This is a genomic window from Massilia sp. UYP11, from assembly GCF_050434805.1.
Taxonomy (GTDB): domain Bacteria; phylum Pseudomonadota; class Gammaproteobacteria; order Burkholderiales; family Burkholderiaceae_D; genus Telluria.
In genome coordinates this window covers 120,250-141,677 of the sequence record NZ_JBNDJE010000011.1, presented here as the reverse complement: position 1 = coordinate 141,677, position 21,428 = coordinate 120,250, and the positions used below count along the sequence as shown (strand labels likewise).

Here is a 21,428-nt window from a genome sequence, read left to right as displayed (position 1 = left end):
TTGAGCATTTCGTCGCGCGTTTCGGCGCTTCGTCCCACTGCCGCTTGAGCGTGCGCGAAGTCTGGCTAGACTGGTCCCATCGCCAGACGAACAGCAGCCCTGGCGACGACGAAACACGTGGACCACGCGGCCTCTTCATGAGCGATCGAGCGCTTGCCGCGCAGGCCCTTCTCTCGCATTCCACCTGAAAGGAAAGACATCATGCGCATCAAGCACATCGCCATGTTCGCCATCACCGCCGCCACCGCTTCCCTGTCGCTGTCCAGCCTTGCCGCCCCGCAGGGCGCCGGCAAGGAAGTGGTGGAAGTGCGCAGCTCCTATCAACAAGTGCGCATGCCGCCGTTCGCCTACGACCGCGTGCAGGGCGAATATGCGCTTGAGGACGGCCGCGTCCTGCAGGTCAGCGGCAAGGTCGAGGGCGGCAAGCGCACGCTGTACGCCGACCTGGGCGAGGGTCCGGTCGAACTCATCCACGTCGGCAAGAAGCGCTTCGTCGCGGTGGGCAAGGACCTGAACATGCGCTTCGAGGGCGAGCGCGCGGCGCACACCGTCTACGTACGCGAAGCCGGCAACCGCGCGCTGGCCGCGACCCAGCGCTGATCCGCGTGCGCACCCAACCTGACAGGAGGAGCACCATGCGCATCCGGCATATCGCCCTGTTGGCCGCGGCAGCCCTGGCGGCGATTCCCGCGTTCGCCGCCGCGCTCGCCGCCGCGCCGGCCGCTGCCGAAGGCGCCGCCGCTGGCACCCAGGCAGTCCAGGAGAAGAAGGCCTGGCTCGATCCATTGATGAGCAAGCGCATGCAGGGCGTCTACCGGCTCGACGATGGCCGCACCCTGCATGTGAGCGAACGCCGCCGCAAGCTGTATGCGGACCTCGGCGCCGGGCCGGTCGAGATCGTCCACACCGGCGGCGACCGCTTCGAAGCGGTGGGCGGCGACCTGAGACTGAACTTCGAAGGCGGCCCGTTCCCCTACGCCGTGGTGCTCGAGACCGGCCCCGACCGCCGGGTGGCCTCAAGCGGGCGTTGAACCGAAGCGCCCGGCCTGGTAATCGGCGATCGCCTGCACGATCTCTTCGCGGGTGGTCATGACGAAGGGGCCGTGCGCCACCACCGGTTCGCGGATCGGTTCGGCATGGCCGAACAGCAGCAGCGAATCGGCTTCGGCCCGGATGTGCAGGGCGTCGCCGTCGTCATCGAGTTCCACGAGCTGGCAAGCGTCGACGGGATCGCCGTGCTCGCCCACGCCGATGCGTCCACGCACCACGTACAGCAGCACGTTGCGTCCCTGCAGACCGGCTACCCTCAATCGTCCTCCGGCCTGCATCGCGACCGTGCTCATGAACACGCCGGTCAGCGACTGCACCGGACCGGTGCTGCCGTCCCACTGGCCGGCGACCAGGTGCAGCGTCACCTTGCCGCCGTCGAGCGACAGGGCGGGGATCTGGTCGCGCTGCAGGCCGGTATAGGCGGGCGCGCTCATCTTCAGGCGCGACGGAAGGTTCACCCACAGCTGCAGGATCTCGAGCGGGCCGCCGTGTTCCATGAAGTCGCGCGGCGACACCTCGGCGTGCACGATGCCGCTGCCGGCCGTCATCCACTGGACGCCGCCGGCGTGGATCACGCTCTCATGGCCGGCGCTGTCGCGGTGCGCGAGCATGCCGTCGACGATGAACGTGACCGTCTCGAAGCCGCGGTGCGGATGCGGCCCGAACGGCAGGCCGCGGTTGTGCGGGCCGTAGACCTGCGGGCCGTGGTGGTTCAGGAACAGGAAAGGATCGATCTGATCGAGCCGGTCCGAGGGCACGGGACGCTGCGTCAGCAGGTCGCCGATGTCGTCGCGCAGGGCGGGGTGCAGGCGGCGGATGGTCTTGTCGGTCATGGTGCGTTTTCTCTTGGTGCGGAGCGTGTAACGATACGCGCAAAACCGGGATCGGGCGCGCACATGCCTGTGCTAGACTCCTCGCGCCTTTGCAATCCTGCGCCGTATTCCCGGAGACCCTGCGCCGTATGTACAAGAAAGCCTTGATCGTCAGCCTGGTGCTGGCGTGGACCACCGCCACCGCCACCGCCACCGCCACCGCCACTGCCGCCGCACTCGCGGCGCCTCCCGCGTCCTCCGCGCCTGTCGCATCCTCCGCGTCGGCGACGACGCCGAGCGACATTGCCGTCAGCGCTGCCAAGTATGCGGTCCAGACCTACCGCAACGACGTGGTCGACACCCTGGCCAGGCTGGTGAGCTTCAATACGGTGGCCGATGCGCGCTACCCGTCCGACCAGAACCCGGTCCACATCGCGTTCAAGGCCGCCTTGAAAGAAGAGGCCGAGCGCCTCGGGCTCGATGTCCAGGACCATGGCTGGACCGTCATCATCGGTCTCGGCGAGGGCAGCGAGCGCCTCGGCATCGTGACCCATGGCGACGTGCAGCCGGTCGACCCGGCCAAATGGAAGAAGTCGCCCTTCGTGCTCGACCGCACCAGCGAGCCGGGCAAGCTGATCGCGCGCGGCGCCGAGGACGACAAGGGACCGATCGCCACCGCGCTGTATGCGATGAAGACGATCCGCGACCGCCAGATCCCCTTGAGCAAGCGCATCGAGCTGTACGTGTACATGGGCGAGGAATCGGACTGGGGACCCTTGACCGAATTCCTCAAGACCCACGTGCCGCCGCAAATGAGCATCACGCTCGACGCCGAATATCCGGTGGTGACGGCGGAGAAGGGCGGCGGCACCGTGGCCGTGACGATCCCGAAGGCCGGCGCCGCGGTTCCTGCGCTTGGCGAAGCCCACATTGCCGACTTCATGGGCGGCTCCTTCAATACCCAGATTCCCGAAGACGCCGAGGCGCTGGTGGCCAACGCCACGCCGGAGGTCGAGCGGCAGATCCGCGCGCGCGCCGCCGCCCAGGACGACATGCGCTACACCTTCGAGCGCCAGGGCGCGAACCTGAAGGTGGTCGCGAAAGGCGTGTCGGCCCACTCGTCCAAGCCGCAGGAAGGCGTGAACGCGGTCAGCATGCTGGCCGACGCGCTCGCGGTGCGCGGCTGGCCGAACACGGTGGCCGGCGGCGTGGTGAACTACCTGAACGACCTGGTGGGCACCGGTTATTACGGCGAGAAGTTCGGCAAGATCGCCTACCGCGACGGCTTCATGGGGCCGATGACCTTCAAGCCGACCGTGATCCGCCAGCTGGACGAGGGCATCGAGGTCGCGATCAATGTGCGCCGGCCGCGCGGCAAGACGAACGAGCAGCTCACCTCCGAGATCAACGCCGCCCTGGCCGACTGGCAGGCGCGCCGGCTGCCGCTGGCGAACATCAAGGTCGGCGTGCGCGAGCCGTGGGTTCTCGAGCATGCGCCGCAGGTGCCGACCCTGCTGTCAACCTTTTCCTATTTCACCGGCATGAAGGATGCCGGGCCGGTGGCGATCGGCGGCGGCACCAATTCGCGCCTGTTCCCGAACGCGGTCAGCTTCGGCCCGTCGATGCCGGGCCAGAAGTACACCGGGCACTCGGAACACGAGTTCATCACCACCAGGCAGCTGCTGCTCAACCTGCAGATGTACACGGCGGCGCTGGTCGACCTGGCCAGGTAAACAGCACAACGCGGTGATGTCAATGGCAAAGACTTGCCCTTGCGGCTTGGAAAAATTGCCCATCGTCTAAAATTTCTGTGGCGTAAAAATTCGGTTCGATGGCGCGATAGAATGCGGCATCGTGCCTGACTTTCGACTTCTCGTATCCGACCGTGTGGCTTGAGTATCGAGTGGAAGCGGGGTTCCGCAACATCTCGAATAGTTGATACACATGAGCCAGATGATTTCGCAAGCCACCCTGGCCCAGTGCGAGAACGAACCGATCCACATCCCGGGTGCGATTCAGCCGTTCGGCGTCCTGGTCAGCATCGACGTTCCCACGCTGAAGGTCACCAACGCCAGCGTCAACTGCGCCGGGGTCTTCGGCATCGACGCCCCTGCGCTGGTCAACCGTTCGCTGGCGGAGCATCTGTCGGCGCCCGGGCTGGCCGCGCTGCTGGCATACATCAGCGCCGACGATCTGGTCGAAGCGGCCCCGCTCGATATTGCGATTCTCGACCTCGCCACGCAACGCGAGCGGGAATGGGAACTGACTGCCCACCTGCGGCATGGCGTGCTGATTCTCGAGATCGAGGCGCTGGCGCCGCTGGAGACGCTGTCGCCTTCGCTGCAACGTTCGATCCGCAGCGCCGTCCACGTGGTGTTCGCGGCGAGCAGTCTGCTCGACCTGTGCCGGCGCACCGCCGACCAGGTGCGAATGATCACCGGCTTCGATCGCGTGATGATCTACCGCTTCACGGAGGACTGGCACGGTGACGTCGTGGCCGAAGCCAGGTCCGAACAGGCGCAATCGTATCTGAACCAGTATTTTCCGGCCTCGGACATTCCGGCGCAGGCAAGGCGGATCTTCCTCGAAAACTGGCTGCGCATGATTCCGGATGTCGGCTATGCGCCGGTGCCCATCTACCCCGGCCGCGATCCGGCCACGGGCGACGCCCTCGATCTCGGCCTGGCGGCGCTGCGCAGCGTGTCCCCGTTGCACCTCGAGTACCTGCGCAATATGGGTGTCGGCGCCACGCTCACGCTGCCGCTGATCGATGGCGGCAAGCTGTGGGGCCTGATCGCCTGCCACCATCCCACCCCCAACAACCTGGGCTCCGACCGCCGCCTGGGCGCCAAGATGATCGCGCAGATCGTGTCGTCGCAACTGGTGCTGAAAGAGTCGATGGAAGACCAGCGCTACCGGGGCGAGCTGAAACGCATCCATGCGAAGCTGATCGCGCGTACTGAGGAAGAGGACGATCTCGTCCTGGGGCTGGTCAAGCGCAGCCAGGACATGCTGGACCTGGCCGGCGGCAGCAGCGCCGCGATCTATTACGACGGCAGCTGGACCACGATCGGGCAGACACCGGATGTCGTGCAGCTCGAACTGCTCGTCGAATGGGTGTCGACCGAGCATGCCAATGAGCAGATCTACGCGACCAATCAGCTGGGCAATCTCTTCGCACCGGCACGGCAATACAAGGACATCGCCAGCGGCCTGCTGGCGATGTCGATCCTGAAGGCCGACCAGAACTACATATTCTGGTTCCGTCCCGAAGTCGTCACGACCGTGGTGTGGGCCGGCGCGCCGGACAAGCGCGTGCAGGTCGAGGACGGCGTCGTCCGGCTGCATCCGCGTCTTTCCTTCGATGCGTGGAAGCAGGTGGTCGATGGCGTGGCCACGCCCTGGAAACGCGCCGAGGTCGAGGCGGTGTCGGACTTCCGGGTCAGCGTGCTCGCCTACGGCCTGCGGCGCGCCTTCCGGCAGGAACAGGCGGCCAGGGAGCTGGCCGAACGCGCCAGCATCGAAAAGGAAAGCATGGTCCACATGGTGTCGCACGACATCCGCAACCCGCTGAGCGTGCTGAAGATGACCTTGCAGATCATGCAGATGGACCAGGCGCTTTCGCCGGCCATGCTGGGGCAACTGGTCGCGCGTGGCTTGCGCGCGACCGACTCGATCGAGCGCCTGGTGACATCGGTCCTGGATTTCGCCAAGAAAGGGCACGCCGCGATGGCCCCTGGCCTGCAGGTGGAAAACGTGAACGCGCTGATCCGCGAAGCGATCGACCTGGTGCTGCCGCTGGCGAGGAAGGCCGAGGTCGGCGTCGCCGCGGCGGTCGAACCCGGCAAACTCATGATCGCCTGCAAGCGGGCGCGCGTGGAGCAGGTGCTGGGTAACCTGATCAGCAATTCGCTCAAGTTCACGCCGGCGGGAGGGCGCATCGCCGTCTCCGCCCGCCACGGCGACGGCGAGGTGGTCATCTCGGTCGCCGACACCGGCATCGGCATCGCACCGGCGCTGTTGCCCCGCATTTTCAATCGCTTCACCCAAGGCCGCGTCGATTCGGAAAAGGGGGCGGGCCTGGGCCTGTCGATCGTCAAGGGCATCGTCGAACAGGAAGGTGGTCGCCTCTGGGTCGACAGCACCGTCGGCGTCGGGTCGACCTTCTACTTCACACTGCCTCTGCGCCAAGAGGAATATGCCTGACAGCAAAATACGCTGAGTTCGCCCTGGCAGGGTATGTCAGCGTTTTTCTTGGCATCTGGTGTAATTACTTCCAATTTTGGTGTAGGTATGCGCCTACAAGACTCTGCGATGAGCGCGCCAGCTCATGCGCTGTCCCTTATGAATCCGCGTCTTAGCCGTTGGCTGTCTCACCCCTGGGACAGCGCCGTATTGTTTCCCGGAAACTGAGTTTGTACGGCTTCGAAAGTGTGGCGAAATCAGCATGTTAGGATCGCCTTCTCGTGCCGCGAGCACGCCGATGCATTGGCATCCGGCGTGAACGCTTGCGCCCGGGGTGACCCAATGCTTGACCGAACGCTTGACCGAACCTGAACCGTTGCCATGCATAGTAGAGAACTCAAGAAACCGGACGGACGTAACCTCACCCTGTACAGCAATGTGCCGATCCCGGACGGCATCGTTGCGCCCAGCCCGTTCCCGGAGCCGCAGCACGCCAATCCGCATCTGCGCTGGCATCCGCTGCGCGGCGAATGGGTGACCTATGCCGCTTTCCGCCAGAACCGCACCTACCAGCCGCCACCGCAATACAACCCGCTGGCGCCGACCGTGGACCAGGAACATCCGACCGAAATGCCGGCCGGCGACTATGAGATCGCCGTGTTCGACAACCGCTTTCCCTCGCTGGCGCTGGAGTCGCACGATCCGCCATTGGTGACGGTGCCGACCGCGCCCGCCAACGGCCATTGCGAGGTGGTGGTGTTCACGCAGGATCCGCATGCGGCGCTGGCCCGCCTGCCGCTGTCGCGCATCGAGCTGCTGCTGAAGGTCTGGGGCGACCGCACCACGCGCATTGGCCACGAGCCGGCGATCCATTACGTGCTGCCGTTCGAGAACCGCGGCGCCGAGGTCGGCGTGACCCTGCACCATCCGCATGGCCAGATCTATGCCTATCCCTTCGTGCCGGCGGTGCCGGCGCGCATGCTGGCGCAGGAGCGCGAATACTATCTGCAGCACGGCGCCAGCCTGCTGTGCGACATGGCGCGCGACGAGGCCGCCGACGGCCGGCGCGTGCTGTACCAGGACGAGTACGCGATCGCCTTCGTGCCGGCCTGCGCGCGCTATCCCTACGAGGTGTGGGTGATGCCGACCGCGCCATGCAAGGATTTCGCCGCGCTCACGCCGCCGCAACGCGAAGGACTGGCGCGCGCGCTCAAGACCGTGCTGCTCAAGTACGAGACGCTGTGGAACCGGCCTTTCCCTTACCTGATGGCTTGGTACCAGGCTCCGACCGACGGCGCCGAGCACCCGGAGACACAGCTGCACGCCCAGTTCTATCCGCCTTACCGCACCCGCGACCGACTGAAATACCTGGCCGGCACCGAGCTGGCGGCCGGCATGTTCGCGATGGACGTGCTGCCAGAAACCACGGCCTATGAGTTGCAGCAGGTCGACATCAGCCTGGAGGACGCCGCATGACGGGACTGGATATGCGGGCCACGGAGGTGGCCGACAAACTGGCGCTGCTGCGCGCGACGCTGGCGCAGGAAGGGGCCGGCGCGGTGCGCCTGCGCGGCACCGACTGGTTCGCCTGGGTCACGGCCGGCGGATCGAGCGCGGTGCTGCTGACGACCGACATCGGCGTCGCCGAGGTGCTCGTCACGCAGGACGACGCTTGCGTGCTGACCGACGAGATCGAGGGCGAGCGCCTGCGCGCCGAAGAAGTCCCGGCCGGTTTCACCTTTCACATCGAACCATGGGCCGAGCCGGAGCTGCGCGAGCGCTTCGTCGTCAATGCGGCCCAGGGCCGCCCCGTGCTGTCCGACCGTCTCATCGGCGAGGAACGACCCTTGCCGCTGGCGCTGCGGCAACGAAAACTGGTGCTGGGCGACGCCGAACACGCGCGCTACCGCCTGCTGGGCCGCGAGGCGGCCGAAGCGATGACGGAAGTGCTGCACCGTGCGCGTCCCGACTGGACCGAGCAGCAGCTGGCCGGCGCCGGCGCCGAAGCGCTGTGGCGGCGCGGCATCCATCCGGCCCTGGTGCTGGCGGCCGGCGCGCGCCGCCTGCCCCTGTACCGCCATGCGACGCCGTCGCACGAGCCGCTGGGCGAGCGCGCCATGCTGGTGTTCTGCGCGCGCCGGCATGGCCTGTATGCGAACCTGACCCGCTTCGTGAGCTTCGGCGGCGCGGGCTCGGCGCCGGAAGCGCAACGCGCGCTGATGGACGTCGAGGCCACGGGGCTCGCCGCGGTGGCGCCCGGCAAATCGCTGTCGAGCGTGTACCATGCGCTGGCCCAGGCCTACCGCCACGCCGACGTCGAAGACGCGATCCGCGAACATCACCAGGGCGGCATCACCGGCTACCTGGCGCGCGAGATCGTGGCCACCGCCAGCACCGCGACCCAGCTCGAAGAAGGCATGGCATTCGCCTTCAATCCCAGCTTCGGCGGCATGAAGATCGAAGACACTTTCCTGCTCGGCCCGCAGGGACTCGAGAACCTGACGTTCGATCCCGGCTGGCCGGCGCTGGACGTCCATGGCCGCAAGCGGCCGCTCTGGCTGGAGGCGCAAGCATGACCTTGAACCCCGATACTTTCTTTGGCGGCGCGCCCGAAGTGAACGCCTCGGCTCCCGGCCGCGTCAACCTGCTGGGCGAGCACACCGACTACAACGACGGCTTCATGCTGCCGGTGGCGACGCCCCAGCGCACCACGGTGGCGATGAGCCGCAGCGGCGACGACCATTTCCACTTCTATTCGCCGAACCTCGATGCGACCGTGACCTTCGCCCGGGACGGCAGCGCGCCGCAGGGTTTCGGCAGCTATATCGAGGGCTGCATCCGGCTGGTGCAGGCGGAAGGAATCGAGGTGCCGCCGCTGCGCGTGTATGTCGAGACCGACCTGCCGGTCGGCTCGGGCCTGTCGTCCTCGGCCGCGCTCGAGGTGGCGACCCTGCGCGCCATGCGCGCGCTGCTGGATATCGGGCTCGATGCGCTGGACGACGTCAAGCTGGCCCGCATCGCCCAGCGCGCCGAGATCGAGTACGCGCACGTGAACTGCGGCATCATGGACCAGATGGCGTCCAGCCTGGCTGACGAGCGCAATATGCTGTTCATCGACGCCCGCACGCTGGAACATAGCCTGGTGCCGCTGCCGCCAGGCACCGAGTTGATCGTGGTCGACTCGGGTGTGGCGCGCAAGCTCGCGGCCAGCAAGTACAACGAGCGCCGCGCCGAGTGCGAGGAGGGCGCGAAGAAGCTCGGCGTGCAGGCGCTGCGCGACGTCACCGACCCCGCCTCCGTGGAGCGCCTGCCGTCGCCGCTGCGCGAACGGGCGCGCCATGTGGTGCATGAAAACCTGCGCGTGCTCGAAGCGGCGCAAGGCGTGAGCGCCGAGCGCTTCGGCGAATTGATGAATGCATCGCACTTCAGCCTGCGCGACGACTACGAGGTCTCGATCCCGGAACTCGACGCCCTGTGCGAGGCCTTGCGCGCCGCTCCCGGCGTGCTGGGCGCGCGCCTGACCGGCGCCGGTTTCGGCGGCGCCTGCGTGGCCCTGTGCCGCAAGGGCCAGGCCCGGCAGGCGGCCGCCAGCGCGCTGGCGGCGTATGACCAAGATGGACGCCAAGGCCGGATCCTGGTGCCGGTGCCGGCGCCGACTCACAGAAAGGACCACGATGAACCAGTTTGAATATCCCCGTCCACAGCTGGTGCGCGACCAGTGGCTGAACCTGAACGGCAAGTGGCGGTTCTGCTTCGACGACGAGGGCAGGTATTTCATGCCGTCCGACGTCAAGGAGTGGACGCACGTGATCACCGTGCCGTTCGCCCCCGAGACCGAGATGAGCGGCATCCAGGACACGGGTTTCCACCGTGTGGTCTGGTATCAGCGCGATTTCCACCTGAACCCCAACGACGGGCGCACGATACTGCACTTCGGCGCGGTCGACTACAGCGCCAAGGTGTGGGTCAACGGCCAGCTGGTGGCCGAGCACGAGGGCGGCCACACGCCGTTCGCGGCCGACATCACCTGCGCCATGCAGGCCGACGGCAAGCAGACGGTGACGGTGTGGGTCGAAGACGATCCGGCCGACCTGGCCAAGCCGCGCGGCAAGCAGGACTGGCTGCTCGAAGCCCACTCGATCTGGTATCCGCGCACGACCGGCATCTGGCAGACCGTCTGGGTCGAGCAGGTGGCGCCGACCTATATCCAGAAGCTGCGCTGGACGCCGGTGTTCGAGACCTACGAGATCGGCTGCGAAGTGTTCGCGACCGGCGACATCCAGCAGGAGCTGTTTGTCGAGGTCAAGATCTGGCACGGCGACCAGCTGCTGGCGGACGATTACTACAAGCTGCTGGCCGGCGAAGCCAACCGCAAGATCGCGCTGTCCGACCCCGGTATCGACGATTCGCGCAACGAGATCCTGTGGAGTCCGGAACGGCCGACGCTGCTCGACGCCGAAGTGACCCTGCGCTGCGGCGACGTGGTGCTCGACCGCATCCGTTCGTACACGGCGCTGCGTTCGGTATCGATCAACCGCGACCGCTTCATGCTCAATGGCCGCCCCTACCAGCTGCGCCTGGTGCTGGATCAGGGGTACTGGCCGGAATCGTTCATGACGGCGCCGTCGGACCAGCACCTGAAGCGCGACGTCGAGCTGGCCAAATTGATGGGCTTTAATGGCGTGCGCAAGCACCAGAAAATCGAGGACCCGCGTTTTCTGTACTGGGCCGACAAGCTGGGCCTGCTGGTGTGGGAAGAGATGCCGTCGGCCTACCGCTTCAGCCCGCGTGCAATCACGCGCATGGTCAAGGAATGGACCGAGGCGATCGAACGCGACTACAGCCATCCCTGCATCATCGTGTGGGTGGCCTTCAATGAGTCGTGGGGCGTGCCCAACCTGACGCTGACCCAGGCGCATCGCAATGCGGTGGAGGCGCTGTACCACCTGACGCGCACGCTCGATTCGACCCGTCCGGTGATCGGCAACGACGGCTGGGAAGCCTCGGCCACCGACATCCTCGGGATCCACGACTACGACAGCGACCCGGAAAAGATCCAGGCGCGCTACGCCGTCACCGATCCGGTGCGCACCCTGTTCGACCAGCGGCGTCCCGGCGGGCGCATCCTGACCCTGGATGGTTTCCCGCACCGCGGCCAGCCGATCGTGCTGACGGAGTTCGGCGGTATCGCCTACGATCCGAAACAGACCCCGAACCCGGACGAGACCACCTGGGGCTACAGCCGGGCGCACACGGCCGAGAGTTACCTCAAGCAATACCGGCGCCTGTTACAGGTGGTCAACGAGACCTTCATGTTCAGCGGCTTCTGCTATACCCAGTTCGCCGACACCTTCCAGGAAGCCAATGGCTTGCTGAATGCCGACCGTACGCCCAAGCTTCCGCTGGAAGTCATCAGTAATGCGACGCGCAACATCCCGATGTTTCAGCGCGAGGTGGAGGACGGCAAGGACCCGGGCAAGCCCTAGGAGCCTATCCCGGTAGATGGGAGTCGCCCCTGCCGCGCCTGGCAAGCGTGCGCTGCGTTGCTCGTCGTTGCATGGCTCGCCATGCGGCCTCCTCGCGCCTTGCTCACGCCCGCCATGCATCGGCATGAGCTTCCCCCCACCTACCGGGATAGGCTCGAAGCCCGGCAATCTCTCCGTGACGGGTGGACGGCCGTCCACCCGGCGGCGGCCCGCCTAGCGCTGGATGCTGCCACCCGTCACGTTGACGCGGTCGCCGCTGCGGAAATCGGGCGTGGTGCCGTGGGTGATCACCTGCGTGCTGCCGTCGTCCATGCGCACCGTGACGCGATAGGACTGGCTGCCGGTGGCGCCGGCCGCGCCGGTGGTGCCCATCGACGCATCGCCCTCGGTGATGCCGCTCGACGCCGGCATGATCTCGATCGCCAGCACGGTGCTGTTGGGCGCCGCGCTGGCCGCGGCGGCGCCCGCGGTCGAGGCGCTGCCGCCGCGGTCGTCGTGCATGCTGGAGGTGCCGGAACCGCTGGTGCCGGAGGCGCCCGAGCTGCCCGACGTATCCGAACTGCCCGAGACGCCGGCGCCGTCGTGGATGGTCTCGGTGCTCGTGCCGCTGGTGCCCGAGGCGCCGGAGCTGCCGCTGGAGCCCTCGCCGTAGTCGCTGGTTCCGGTGCTGCCGCTGGCGCCACTCGACGACGATTCGTCACGCATGGAGGTGCACCCGGAAATGGCGAGCGCGACCGCCAGCAGGCCCGCGATGGCCACGCTCTGGTGTGTTTTCTTCATGATCAACTCCTCGTTTGGATGTTTAGTGGGGGGATGTGACGATGCCGCGCGCCACGAGGATAAGAGGCGGGAAGTGCGCCAGCGTTCCAGCTGACTTCCTTTGCAGGTCGGTTGGATCAAGCTGGAGGGTTCTTTGCGGAACCCGAACCGTGGATGATGGTCAGCGCCGACGCGCCGCCGGCGCCGGCCGCCGCGCGCGGGTGGCCAGCACCGCCAGCACGGTGGAGGCGAGGGTGGCCGCCGTGACGTCGACCAGCCAGTCGCGCACGTCGCCCGAGCGATACGGGAAGAAACTCTGCACCCATTCGTCGACCGCACCCATGAGCGCGATGGCCAGCATCGCCTTCAGGGCGCGCTGCAACGGCGTGCCGGTGGCGCCCAGGAACCACAAGGCGGACAGGAAAGCATAGGTCATGCCGTGCAACACCACACCGGATGCATAAGCGCCGACCTCGGCGCGGGCACCGGGAATCGAGCCGGCCACCAGGATGGCCAGCAGCCCGAGCAGGGCGACGCCATGCAGGGCGCGGCGGACGTTGGTTGGGGGCTGGAGCAGGGACGACAGGGCGGGCATTGACGAACGTGGAAGGTGGATGCGTGAGGCAGATGCGTATGGCGTCAACCATACCACGTCACGCAGCCAATTGCCCACACGCCAATGCTGGTTCAGATCGTCAGGGCCGGCGCGCCGTCGGCGTAATGGGCGTCGAAACAGCTTTCGCAATCGGCGCAGAACAGGTGGGCGACGCGCACGCTGGTCTGGCGCAGGACCAGCTTCAGGTGGGTCTGCTGGCACTTGGGGCAGACTTCGCGGACGCTGCCGAAGGTGAGCAGGTTGAGTGGCGTGCTGCCGTTGTCGAGCGCATCGACGACAGTGCACGGATTGAGTTCGCTCAGGACGAGGTTGCCGTTTTCATGGCGACGGCGGCAACTGTCGGGCGCGGCGCTGGCTGGTACACGTAAGTTCATAGGACAGGTTCCTTTGGACGTTTCGTTGTACGTGGTCTTCCGACCGGTGGCCGAATCGGAAGCGCGAACTTTATGATAGCCAAATCAGCGACGCCTTCAAGCGCTATGACAATTTTTTTACCGCGAGTTGCGCCGGGGCAGAGAATGAGACCGGTCTGTGCCAGCGCCAGCCTGCGCTGCGCTCAAAAAAGTGCCCGCTGGTGGCGGGCACAACCCAAGATCGGGCCAAGAGATGCGAAATCGGTTGGTGTGTAGCACCCTGGGCGCCGCACACCTGCTGTCATCAGGCATATCGGTTGCGTGTATGACAGGTGATTCTTAGTATAGGCAGTGTTAGTGACACGATTGTGACCCAGCGCAAAGTTCTGGCGGTATTAAATTACTGCTGCGCGTCCCCGAGTCATCAGGCTACGTTATACGTAAAACTACGTAGCGACGGTCTTTTTTGTCCGTCCGGGCAAAAAAAAAGCCCGCTCTTGTGCGGGCTTAAAACTATTTTCTTGGAGGAGAATAGTGGAGACAGGTGTAATTATCGGGGGCTGGCCTGTGGGTGTCCAATTGCGAGTTCAGATACCAGACATACATTAAAGTAATATCTTGTTGATCAGCCGTGTTTTCAGTCGCGTACCGGCACCGTGTAGTTCAGCGCCATGCGGCCGCCGTCGGCGTACAGCGTCTGGCCGGTTATGTACGAGGCGTCGTCGCTGGCCAGGAAGGCGGCGATCGAGGCGACTTCTTCCGGCTCGCCGCAGCGGCCCAGCGGCGTGCGCGACAGGATGGTGTGGCGCGCCTCGGGACTGCCCAGCACGGCCTGCCTGGCCAGTTCGGTCAGGATGGTGCCGGGGCCGATCGCGTTGACGCGGATGCCATACTGGGCCAGGGCGATCGACGCCACCCGGGTCAGCTGGTTGACGCCGCCTTTCGACACCACATAGGGCACCTGGTTCGGGATGGTCAGCTCGGCGTTGACGCTCGACATATTGATGATGCAGCCGCCCTGGCCGCGTTTGACCATGTCGCGCGCCGCCGCCTGGCTGCACAGGAACATCGATTTCAGGTTGACCCGCAGCACGCGGTCGAAATCGTCTTCTTCCAGGTCGAGGAAATCGGCCGCGTGGGTCACGCCCGCGTTGTTGACCAGGATGTCGACGCGCCCGAAAGCGTCGAGCGTGGCCTGGATCATCGCATCGACCTCCTGTTTGATGCCGACGTCGGCGCGAAAGAAGCGGGCGGCTGCGCCCAGGCTGGCGGCGGCCTGCTCGACGTCGGGCTTGAGGTCGACGAGCATCACGCGCGCGCCTTCGCGCGCCAGGCGCTGGGCGCAGGCCAGGCCGATGCCCTGGCTGGCGCCGGTGACGATGGCGATCTTCTGGTTCAGTTTCATGGCGGGGCTTTCAGAGAGGGGCAAGGAAGTCCGCCATTCTAACCACTCGTCGCGGCTACCCGGCCCGCATGATCGGCGCTGCGCGTGTGAGTTTTCGGCGCGGCGCGCGAAGGCGGAAATCGCGAAGGTCGATGCGCTGGCGCAGGAATGGCCGGGCGACGCTCGCCCGGCCTGGCGCCCCTACAGCATGACCGGCCGGTCGGGCAGCTCGTTGGGCCGCTCGCCGCTGGCCGGAAAGTGCTGGCGCAGCAGCGCATTGACCTGATCGACCGCGGCCAGGGTGGCGTCATGGAACCGCCCCTGCCTGAAACCCTCGGTCATGGTGCGGCACACGGCCTGCCAGGTGGCGGCGTCGATCCTGCGGTCGATGCCGCGGTCGGCCACGATGTCGACCTTGTGCTCGGCCAGGTTCACGTAGATCAACACGCCGCAATTGTCTTCGGTGTCCCACACGCCGTAGTCGGCGAACAGAGCGATCGCGCGCTGGCGGTTGGTCACGCCTTCCCAGGCCGCCTCGAACGGCAGCGATTTTTCGACGATCAGGCGCACCTCGCCGCGGTGGGCCCGTTCACCGCGGTCGATCGCCTCGGCGATCGCGTCCAGCGTCGCGTCCGGGAAAGCCTGTTTCGCCTCGCTCGCGCTGCTCTTCCAGTGGCGCCAGGCGCGGCGCATCTTGTGTGTCATCGATCCCATTACCAGTCTCCCGAGGCGCCGCCGCCGTCGAAGCTGCCGCCGCCGCCCGAAAAGCCGCCGCCAAATCCACCGCCGCCGCCGAAGCCGCCGCCACCGCCGCGGCTCATATTGCCGATCACGTTGCCGAGGACGAAGCCGGTAGTGGCGCTGCCCCAGTGCGACTGCCCGCGCCGGGTGGCGGTCGTGCGGCCGCGGCGCGGCCGGAACACCGAGCGCAGCATGGAGGCGCCGATGATGATCAGGAAGATCGCCCACAAGGGGAAACCGCCGTCGCTCTCCGCCTGGCGCTGCGTTTGCTGCTGCTGCGGCGGGGCCGGGAAGGCTTCCTGGTTGAGCAGGGTGGCGATGGCGCCGACGCCGGCGACCAGGCCTTCGTAATAGTGTTCTTGCCGGAAGTGCGGCGCGATCACGTCCTGCAGGATGCGCTTGGACTGGGCGTCGGTCAGCACGCCCTGCACACCGCGCCCGGCCTCGATGCGCAGGCGGCGCAGCGACGATGGATTGTCGCGCGCCACCAGCAGCAGCACGCCGTCGTCGACGCCCTTGCGGCCCAGCTGCCAGGCATCGGTGACGCGGATGCTGTACTGCTCGATCGCCTCGGGCTCGGTCGACTTCACCAGCAGCACGGCGATCTGGCTGCCGGTCCTGGCCTCGTAGTCGGCCAGCACCGCTTCCAGGCGCTGGCGCTGGGCAGCGTCCAGCATGCCGGCCTGGTCGGTGACGCGTGCGGCCAGCTTTGGCACCGGCTGCAGCTGCGCGAGGGCCGGCGACGTCGTGGCAAACCCGGTCACCAGCGTGAGCAGCAGGATAAAGAAGAAACGCGACAGTGCGGTCATGCCGGCTTACTTGCCGAAGTCGACCGTCGGGGCGGTCGAAATCGCCTTTTCGTTCTCGACGGTGAACGACGGCTTGGTTTCATAGCCGAACACCATCGCCGTCAAGTTCTTGGGGAACTGACGCACGGTCACGTTGTAATCCTGGACCGAGGCGATGTAGCGCTGGCGCGCCACGGTGATGCGGTTTTCCGTGCCTTCCAGCTGCGACTGCAGGTCGCGGAAGCTCGCATCGGCCTTCAGGTCGGGGTATTTTTCCGAGACCATCATCAGGCGCGACAGGGCGCCCGACAGCTCGCCCTGCACCTGCTGGAATTTCTGGAAGGCCTGGGGGTCGTTCAGCACCTCGGGCGTGATCTGGAAGCTGGTGGCCTGGGCGCGGGCGCGGGTCACTGCTTCGAGCGTCGCGCTTTCATGCGAGGCATAACCCTTGACGGTGTTGACCAGGTTCGGAATCAGGTCGGCGCGGCGCTGGTACTGGTTCACCACTTCGCTCCACGCCGCCTTGGTGGCCTCGTCCTTGGTCTGGAATTCGTTGTAGCCGCAGCCGGACAGCAGGGCGCCGGCCAGGACGGCGCCGCCAAGGAGACGCGCGCAACGGAAGAAGAAGGAATTGGTCATGATGTGGTTTGTGTTTACAAGTTGTCGAATGATCAAAATATACCTGAAACAAGCGCGTTGGGGCGTCCGGGCCGGCGCCGACTACCGGCGAGGGACGGCCGGCGGGTACAATAATGGGTTTGCATTTACAAAGATACAAGGGGCTAGAGGTGAATTTCATCAACAAACTTTCCGCCGCATGGGCCCGCAACGATTCGCTGCTGTGCGTCGGCCTCGACCCGGACCTGGCGCGCCTGCCTGCGAGTCTGCACGGCCAGCCGGACGCCATCGTCCAGTTCTGCAAGGCCATCATCGACGCGACCGCCGACCTGGCGTGCGCGTTCAAGCCGCAGATCGCCTACTTCGCCGCCCTGGGCGCGGAAGACCAGCTGGAAGAAATCTGCGCCTACCTGCGCGCCACCTACCCGCACATCCCGCTGGTGCTGGACGCCAAGCGCGGCGACATCGGCGCCACCGCCCACCAGTACGCGCGCGAAGCCTTCGAGCGCTATGGCGCCGACGCGGTGACGGTCAACCCCTACATGGGCTTCGATTCGGTCGAACCGTATATGGAATGGCCGGACCGCGGCGTGATCGTGCTGTGCCGCACCTCGAACGCGGGCGGTTCCGACCTGCAGTTCCTGGACGTGGGCGGTCGTCCGCTGTACCAGCACGTGGCCCAACTGGTGGCCGACAAATGGAACCGCAACGGCCAGTGCGCGCTGGTGGTGGGGGCGACCTTCCCGGAAGAGATCGCGCAGGTGCGCAAGCTGGTGGGCGACATGCCGCTCCTGATCCCGGGCGTGGGCGCCCAGGGCGGCGACGTCGAGGCGACCGTCAAGGCCGGCCGCACGGCAAGCGGCGCGGGCATGATGATCAACTCGTCGCGCGCGATCCTGTATGCGCCGCAGCAGGAGGGCGAGGACTTCGCCGCCGCCGGGCGGCGCGTGGCGCGCGAGACGCGCGATGCGATCAACGCGCATCGGCATGGATGATGGCTGGGAGGCTGTGCGCACTTAGGTTCCCGCCTTCGCGGGAACGACGTTGTCGGAGGTTGCGCCAGGCGTAGGCGCCAACTTCGGCCAGGTCCCTTGGCACGTCGTTCCCGCGCAGGCGGGAACCCAAGTCCTGGGAGCACCCCCAAGCTCAATACCGACTCGGCGCAATCGACTCCGCATAGTCGTACAGCGCCCCCAGAATCTCCTCGGCGCGCTCGTCCGCCGTCTCCGACAGCGCATCGATCTCTGTAAAAAGCTGGTCCACCGTGCGCGCCCCGTGCGCACCCTCGAACAGGCGCGCCGCCCGGTGCGCTTCCCACAGCTGCATCTCGTCTTCCGAGAGCGTATGGGGGAAGTTGCGCGCGCGGTAGCGGAACAATAGTTCGTTGAGACGCTCGTCCTCGAAGCTGACGCGCCGCGCCAGCGCCTCGGGCGTTTGCATGCGCAGCGACTCCAGCTGGCGGCGGTCGTCGCGGCTGACGAAGCCGCCGTACAGGTCTTCGTCGACGTCCACCGCCTCGCCCGCACCGGGTTTGGCCAGCACCTGGGCCCAGATTGCCCGCATGTCCGGCGCGCCGGCCGCCAGCGCGGCGTGCGCGCGGCCGCGCTCCAGGTCGATGTCCCAGCGCGTGGCCAGGTCAGGGCGCAGGGTCTTGAGGTTCCCGACCAGCATCGGCGATTTGTTCAGGTGCACGCTCTTGATCGGCAGCCGGGTCACGCCTTCGGGCAAGTCGCTGGCGCGCGTGAACATGCGGGTGCGGATGGTGTCGACGTCGAGCGCGAACAGTTCGGACGGATCGTGGCGGCAGTCCCAGACCAGCACCTCGTTCTTGTTGGTCGGATGCTGGGCCAGTGGATAGACCAGGCCCAGGCAGCCGTATTCGACCGGGAACATGCCGGACACGTGCAGGAAAGGCTGGCGCTGGCCAGGGTCGAGGTGCAGGCCGATCTCGGCCGCGACCCGGTCCTTGCGGCGCAGCTCGAGGCAGAAGTCGAACAGGCGCGGCTGCCTGTCGCGGATCAGGCGCGCCAGTGCGATGGTGGCGCGCACGTCGGACAGCGCATCGTGCGCCGCCTCGTGGGCCAGGCCGTTGGCGGCGCTCAGGTGTTCCAGCCTGAAGCTCGGCTTGCCGTCTTCGCGGGTCGGCCATTGGATGCCTTCCGGGCGCAGCGCGTACACCATGCGCACCACGTCGAGCAGGTCCCAGCGGCCGCAGTTGTGCTGCCATTCGCGCGCATACGGATCGATCAGGTTGCGCCAGAACAGGAAGCGGGTCACCTCGTCGTCGAAGCGGATCGTGTTGTAGCCGACGCCGATCGTGCCCGGCTCGCTGAAGGCGGCTTCGATGTGGCGCGCGAATTCGTGTTCGGGCACGCCGCGTTCGAGGCAGTGCTGCGGAGTGATGCCGGTGATCAGGCAGGAATGCGGGTCGGGCAGGAAGTCGTTGGCCGGCTGGCAGTACAGCATGATCGGCTCGCCGATCTCGTTGAGGTTGGCATCGGTGCGGATCGCGGCGAACTGGGCCGGGCGGTCGCGGCGCGGGATCGCGCCGAAGGTTTCATAGTCGTGCCAGAGGAAGGTATGCGTGCTCATGTGTTGTTATGGTGGTTGCCGTCACGGCGTCAACCGGCATGGTGGCACATCCGCGCGGATCAGTCACGGCCGGCGGCAAGCTTTGCCCCGCATTGTCTCAGGCGCAGACGCGGTCGCGCCCGGCCTGTTTGGCGCGGTACAGGGCGGCGTCGGCCGCCGCCAACAGGCTGCGCTCGTCGCCGTCGGGCGCCAGGCTGGCCACGCCGAAGGAGCCGGTCAGGTGCGGCAGCGGCAGGCGCATGTCGGGGAACACGACGGCCAGGCGCAGGCGCCGGCACAGGCGTTCGGCAACGCCGGCGGCCCGTTCCGGCGTGGTGTCGGGCAGCACGGCCAGCATCTCTTCGCCGCCATAGCGCACCGCGAAGTCGGACGGGCGCAGCGCGCCGCGGATCACGTGCGCCGCCGCGGCCAGCGCGGCGTCGCCGGCGATGTGGCCATGGGTGTCGTTGAAGCGCTTGAAGTGATCGAGGTCGATCATCACCAGCGACAGCGCGCTGCCGTCGGCGGTTGCGCGCGCGGCCAGCTTGGGCAGCATCTCGCCCAGCCAGGCGCGGTTGTACAGGCCCGTGAGCGGGTCGTTGAGCGAGAGCTGGCGGTAGAATTCGCCCAGCTTCTGGCGCCGGCGCAGCAGGGCGTTGGTGGCGCGGATGCGGAAGGACAGCAGGCGCAGCAGGTTACGCGCCAGCACGCCCGAACGGTCGATCAGCCGCCACACCATGTCGGACTCGATCACCAGGAGTGTGGTGTCTTCGAGCGCCGTCATCGCCGCCAGGTTCGGCGCGTCGTCCAGCACCGCCTGTTCGCCGACGCTCTCGCCCGGGACGATGCGGCTGGTGTTGCCCTCGTCGCCGGCATGGGCGTCGGGCGCGATCTCGAGCACGCCGGACAGGACGATGTACAGGCGCGCCTGGACGCCATCGTCGATGCGACGGCCACGCGCCACGCGCACCACGGCGCAGCCGGCCACCATCGCGGCGACGGCCGGGTCGGTCTCGTCGCGAAACAGGTGCAGGTCGCACAGCGTCGTGCGGGAAGCACCGAAGGTGCCGATGTGTTCCAAGTGGGTGCCTCGAGCGAATCGCGTCAGGTTGAATCCTTACAGGGGCGAAATGATAGCCTATCGGACCTGGAATGCGTATTCGACGCGACTTAAACAACAATGGTGACACGGCGATGACATATTCTGACAATTCGCGCCACGACGCGCTTACGGCCTCGCGCACGGACGCGCTCAAGGACGGGCTCACGGATGCGCTCGGGCACGTACACCGGCCGGCGCCCGGCGCGCGCATCGTGTCGCTGGTGCCGTCGATCACCGAGCTGCTGTGCGATCTCGGCCTGGCTTCGCGGCTGGTCGGCCGCACCGGCTTTTGCGTCCACCCGAAGGCAGTGGTGGCGGACATCCCCAAGGTGGGCGGCACCAAGGACGTCAACCTGGAGAAGATCCGCAAGCTGGCGCCGACCCATGTGGTGGTCAATATCGACGAGAACGAAAAGCCGACCGTCGACGCGCTGGCGCAGTTCGTGCCGCATGTGGTGGTCACGCATCCGCTGGTCCCGCAGGACAACCTGGCGCTGGCGCGGTTGATGGGTGGCATCTTTGGCGCCCGCGAACAAGCCGAGGCATGGTGCGCGGCTTTCGACGAAGAACTGGCGCGGCTACGCGCCTTGCCGGCCGGCCCCGCGCGCACGGTCTTGTACTGCATCTGGCAAGACCCGTGGATGAGCGTGTCGCAGGACACGTATATCGCCGCCATGCTGGCCGAACTGGGTTGGCGCGTGCCCGCGCTGGGAGCGGCGCGCTATCCCCGTTTCGACTGGTCCGAAGCGCTGGTGGACGGGCTCGACGCCGTGCTGCTGCCGACCGAGCCCTACCACTTCACCGAGGCGCACGCGGACGCGCTGGAAAAGCAGGTCGGGATTCCGGTGCTGCTGGTCGATGGCGAGATGATGTCGTGGTACGGCAGCCGCGCGCTGGCGGGCTTGGGTTATCTGCGCGAAGTGAGGACGATGCTGGAAGGCGGTGCTTGACGGTGGTGCTGGA

At 66.7% G+C, this 21,428-nt stretch carries 20 protein-coding genes; 10 read left to right on the top strand and 10 right to left on the bottom strand.

Features of this window, described 5'->3' with window-relative positions:
- The first annotated feature begins 201 nt into the window (after window positions 1–201).
- Both ABIB38_RS16015 and ABIB38_RS16010 read left to right on the top strand, forming a co-directional pair.
- Window positions 202–600 (top strand): hypothetical protein, encoded by a 399-nt coding sequence (locus ABIB38_RS16015; RefSeq protein WP_429205283.1) that lies wholly within the window; start codon window positions 202–204, stop codon window positions 598–600.
- A 35-nt stretch (window positions 601–635) separates the two neighbouring features.
- Window positions 636–1,031 (top strand): hypothetical protein, encoded by a 396-nt coding sequence (locus ABIB38_RS16010; protein ID WP_429205281.1) that lies wholly within the window; start codon window positions 636–638, stop codon window positions 1,029–1,031.
- Here ABIB38_RS16010 and ABIB38_RS16005 read toward each other — a convergent pair.
- On the bottom strand, window positions 1,017–1,883 hold the full coding sequence (locus ABIB38_RS16005) for a pirin family protein (protein WP_429205279.1): 867 nt from the start codon (window positions 1,881–1,883) through the stop codon (window positions 1,017–1,019). The genes ABIB38_RS16010 and ABIB38_RS16005 overlap by 15 nt on opposite strands.
- 128 nt (window positions 1,884–2,011) lie before the next feature.
- On the opposite strand from ABIB38_RS16005, the gene ABIB38_RS16000 reads away from it, so the two are divergent.
- From ABIB38_RS16000 to ABIB38_RS15975, 6 genes are all read left to right on the top strand, one after another.
- On the top strand, window positions 2,012–3,595 hold the full coding sequence (locus ABIB38_RS16000) for a dipeptidase (RefSeq protein ID WP_429205277.1): 1,584 nt from the start codon (window positions 2,012–2,014) through the stop codon (window positions 3,593–3,595).
- Window positions 3,596–3,806: 211 nt separating this feature from the next.
- Window positions 3,807–6,068, top strand: coding sequence for an ATP-binding protein (locus ABIB38_RS15995; RefSeq protein WP_429205276.1), 2,262 nt, complete (start codon window positions 3,807–3,809; stop codon window positions 6,066–6,068).
- 360 nt (window positions 6,069–6,428) lie between these two features.
- The gene (gene galT, locus ABIB38_RS15990; RefSeq protein WP_429205275.1) at window positions 6,429–7,523 is read left to right on the top strand and encodes a galactose-1-phosphate uridylyltransferase; all 1,095 of its coding nucleotides are present in this window, start codon (window positions 6,429–6,431) and stop codon (window positions 7,521–7,523) included.
- Window positions 7,520–8,623, top strand: a complete 1,104-nt coding sequence (locus ABIB38_RS15985) for a M24 family metallopeptidase (protein ID WP_429205274.1) — start codon at window positions 7,520–7,522, stop codon at window positions 8,621–8,623. Before galT ends, ABIB38_RS15985 begins: the two co-directional genes overlap by 4 nt.
- Window positions 8,620–9,735, top strand: a complete 1,116-nt coding sequence (gene galK, locus ABIB38_RS15980; protein ID WP_429205273.1) for a galactokinase — start codon at window positions 8,620–8,622, stop codon at window positions 9,733–9,735. Before ABIB38_RS15985 ends, galK begins: the two co-directional genes overlap by 4 nt.
- Complete coding sequence (locus ABIB38_RS15975; protein WP_429205272.1) at window positions 9,722–11,533, top strand: glycoside hydrolase family 2 protein; 1,812 nt, start codon at window positions 9,722–9,724, stop codon at window positions 11,531–11,533. Before galK ends, ABIB38_RS15975 begins: the two co-directional genes overlap by 14 nt.
- A 213-nt stretch (window positions 11,534–11,746) precedes the next feature.
- Here the strand turns inward: ABIB38_RS15975 and ABIB38_RS15970 are convergent, their stop codons facing one another.
- The 7 genes from ABIB38_RS15970 to ABIB38_RS15940 all read right to left on the bottom strand — a co-directional run bounded on the left by ABIB38_RS15970 (window position 11,747) and on the right by ABIB38_RS15940 (window position 16,813).
- Window positions 11,747–12,313 (bottom strand): hypothetical protein, encoded by a 567-nt coding sequence (locus ABIB38_RS15970; RefSeq protein ID WP_429205271.1) that lies wholly within the window; start codon window positions 12,311–12,313, stop codon window positions 11,747–11,749.
- A 160-nt stretch (window positions 12,314–12,473) separates the two neighbouring features.
- Window positions 12,474–12,887 (bottom strand): VanZ family protein, encoded by a 414-nt coding sequence (locus ABIB38_RS15965; RefSeq protein ID WP_429205270.1) that lies wholly within the window; start codon window positions 12,885–12,887, stop codon window positions 12,474–12,476.
- Window positions 12,888–12,979: 92 nt separating this feature from the next.
- The gene (locus ABIB38_RS15960; protein WP_429205269.1) at window positions 12,980–13,282 is read right to left on the bottom strand and encodes a hypothetical protein; all 303 of its coding nucleotides are present in this window, start codon (window positions 13,280–13,282) and stop codon (window positions 12,980–12,982) included.
- A gap of 616 nt (window positions 13,283–13,898) precedes the next feature.
- Entirely contained in the window at window positions 13,899–14,666 is a 768-nt protein-coding gene (locus ABIB38_RS15955; protein ID WP_429205268.1) for an SDR family NAD(P)-dependent oxidoreductase, read from the bottom strand.
- A gap of 180 nt (window positions 14,667–14,846) precedes the next feature.
- Window positions 14,847–15,359, bottom strand: a complete 513-nt coding sequence (locus ABIB38_RS15950) for a TPM domain-containing protein (RefSeq protein WP_429205266.1) — start codon at window positions 15,357–15,359, stop codon at window positions 14,847–14,849.
- Window positions 15,359–16,195, bottom strand: coding sequence for a TPM domain-containing protein (locus tag ABIB38_RS15945; protein WP_429205265.1), 837 nt, complete (start codon window positions 16,193–16,195; stop codon window positions 15,359–15,361). Before ABIB38_RS15945 ends, ABIB38_RS15950 begins: the two co-directional genes overlap by 1 nt.
- A 6-nt stretch (window positions 16,196–16,201) precedes the next feature.
- A complete protein-coding gene (locus ABIB38_RS15940) occupies window positions 16,202–16,813 on the bottom strand; it encodes a LemA family protein (protein ID WP_429205264.1) in 612 nt (203 codons plus the stop codon).
- A gap of 149 nt (window positions 16,814–16,962) precedes the next feature.
- Here ABIB38_RS15940 and pyrF point away from each other — a divergent pair, with 149 nt between their 5' ends.
- Window positions 16,963–17,787, top strand: a complete 825-nt coding sequence (gene pyrF / locus ABIB38_RS15935) for an orotidine-5'-phosphate decarboxylase (RefSeq protein ID WP_429205262.1) — start codon at window positions 16,963–16,965, stop codon at window positions 17,785–17,787.
- Between the two features lie 151 nt (window positions 17,788–17,938).
- Here the strand turns inward: pyrF and sbcB are convergent, their stop codons facing one another.
- Both sbcB and ABIB38_RS15925 read right to left on the bottom strand, forming a co-directional pair.
- Window positions 17,939–19,384, bottom strand: a complete 1,446-nt coding sequence (gene sbcB / locus ABIB38_RS15930) for an exodeoxyribonuclease I (protein WP_429205261.1) — start codon at window positions 19,382–19,384, stop codon at window positions 17,939–17,941.
- 97 nt (window positions 19,385–19,481) lie between these two features.
- A complete protein-coding gene (locus ABIB38_RS15925; protein WP_429205259.1) occupies window positions 19,482–20,444 on the bottom strand; it encodes a GGDEF domain-containing protein in 963 nt (320 codons plus the stop codon).
- A 113-nt stretch (window positions 20,445–20,557) separates the two neighbouring features.
- Between ABIB38_RS15925 and ABIB38_RS15920 the strand changes: the two genes are divergently transcribed.
- On the top strand, window positions 20,558–21,415 hold the full coding sequence (locus ABIB38_RS15920; protein WP_429205258.1) for a helical backbone metal receptor: 858 nt from the start codon (window positions 20,558–20,560) through the stop codon (window positions 21,413–21,415).
- The last annotated feature ends 13 nt before the right edge of the window (window positions 21,416–21,428 follow it).

Bases quoted from the DNA above. Each gene is read 5' to 3' on its own strand.
- ABIB38_RS16015 (WP_429205283.1), top strand. From the start codon at position 202: ATGCGCATCAAGCACATCGCCATGTTCGCCATCACCGCCGCCACCGCT.
- ABIB38_RS16010 (WP_429205281.1), top strand. From the start codon at position 636: ATGCGCATCCGGCATATCGCCCTGTTGGCCGCGGCAGCCCTGGCGGCG.
- ABIB38_RS16005 (WP_429205279.1), bottom strand. From the start codon at position 1,883: ATGACCGACAAGACCATCCGCCGCCTGCACCCCGCCCTGCGCGACGAC.
- ABIB38_RS16000 (WP_429205277.1), top strand. From the start codon at position 2,012: ATGTACAAGAAAGCCTTGATCGTCAGCCTGGTGCTGGCGTGGACCACC.
- ABIB38_RS15995 (WP_429205276.1), top strand. From the start codon at position 3,807: ATGAGCCAGATGATTTCGCAAGCCACCCTGGCCCAGTGCGAGAACGAA.
- galT (WP_429205275.1), top strand. From the start codon at position 6,429: ATGCATAGTAGAGAACTCAAGAAACCGGACGGACGTAACCTCACCCTG.
- ABIB38_RS15985 (WP_429205274.1), top strand. From the start codon at position 7,520: ATGACGGGACTGGATATGCGGGCCACGGAGGTGGCCGACAAACTGGCG.
- galK (WP_429205273.1), top strand. From the start codon at position 8,620: ATGACCTTGAACCCCGATACTTTCTTTGGCGGCGCGCCCGAAGTGAAC.
- ABIB38_RS15975 (WP_429205272.1), top strand. From the start codon at position 9,722: ATGAACCAGTTTGAATATCCCCGTCCACAGCTGGTGCGCGACCAGTGG.
- ABIB38_RS15970 (WP_429205271.1), bottom strand. From the start codon at position 12,313: ATGAAGAAAACACACCAGAGCGTGGCCATCGCGGGCCTGCTGGCGGTC.
- ABIB38_RS15965 (WP_429205270.1), bottom strand. From the start codon at position 12,887: ATGCCCGCCCTGTCGTCCCTGCTCCAGCCCCCAACCAACGTCCGCCGC.
- ABIB38_RS15960 (WP_429205269.1), bottom strand. From the start codon at position 13,282: ATGAACTTACGTGTACCAGCCAGCGCCGCGCCCGACAGTTGCCGCCGT.
- ABIB38_RS15955 (WP_429205268.1), bottom strand. From the start codon at position 14,666: ATGAAACTGAACCAGAAGATCGCCATCGTCACCGGCGCCAGCCAGGGC.
- ABIB38_RS15950 (WP_429205266.1), bottom strand. From the start codon at position 15,359: ATGGGATCGATGACACACAAGATGCGCCGCGCCTGGCGCCACTGGAAG.
- ABIB38_RS15945 (WP_429205265.1), bottom strand. From the start codon at position 16,195: ATGACCGCACTGTCGCGTTTCTTCTTTATCCTGCTGCTCACGCTGGTG.
- ABIB38_RS15940 (WP_429205264.1), bottom strand. From the start codon at position 16,813: ATGACCAATTCCTTCTTCTTCCGTTGCGCGCGTCTCCTTGGCGGCGCC.
- sbcB (WP_429205261.1), bottom strand. From the start codon at position 19,384: ATGAGCACGCATACCTTCCTCTGGCACGACTATGAAACCTTCGGCGCG.
- ABIB38_RS15920 (WP_429205258.1), top strand. From the start codon at position 20,558: ATGACATATTCTGACAATTCGCGCCACGACGCGCTTACGGCCTCGCGC.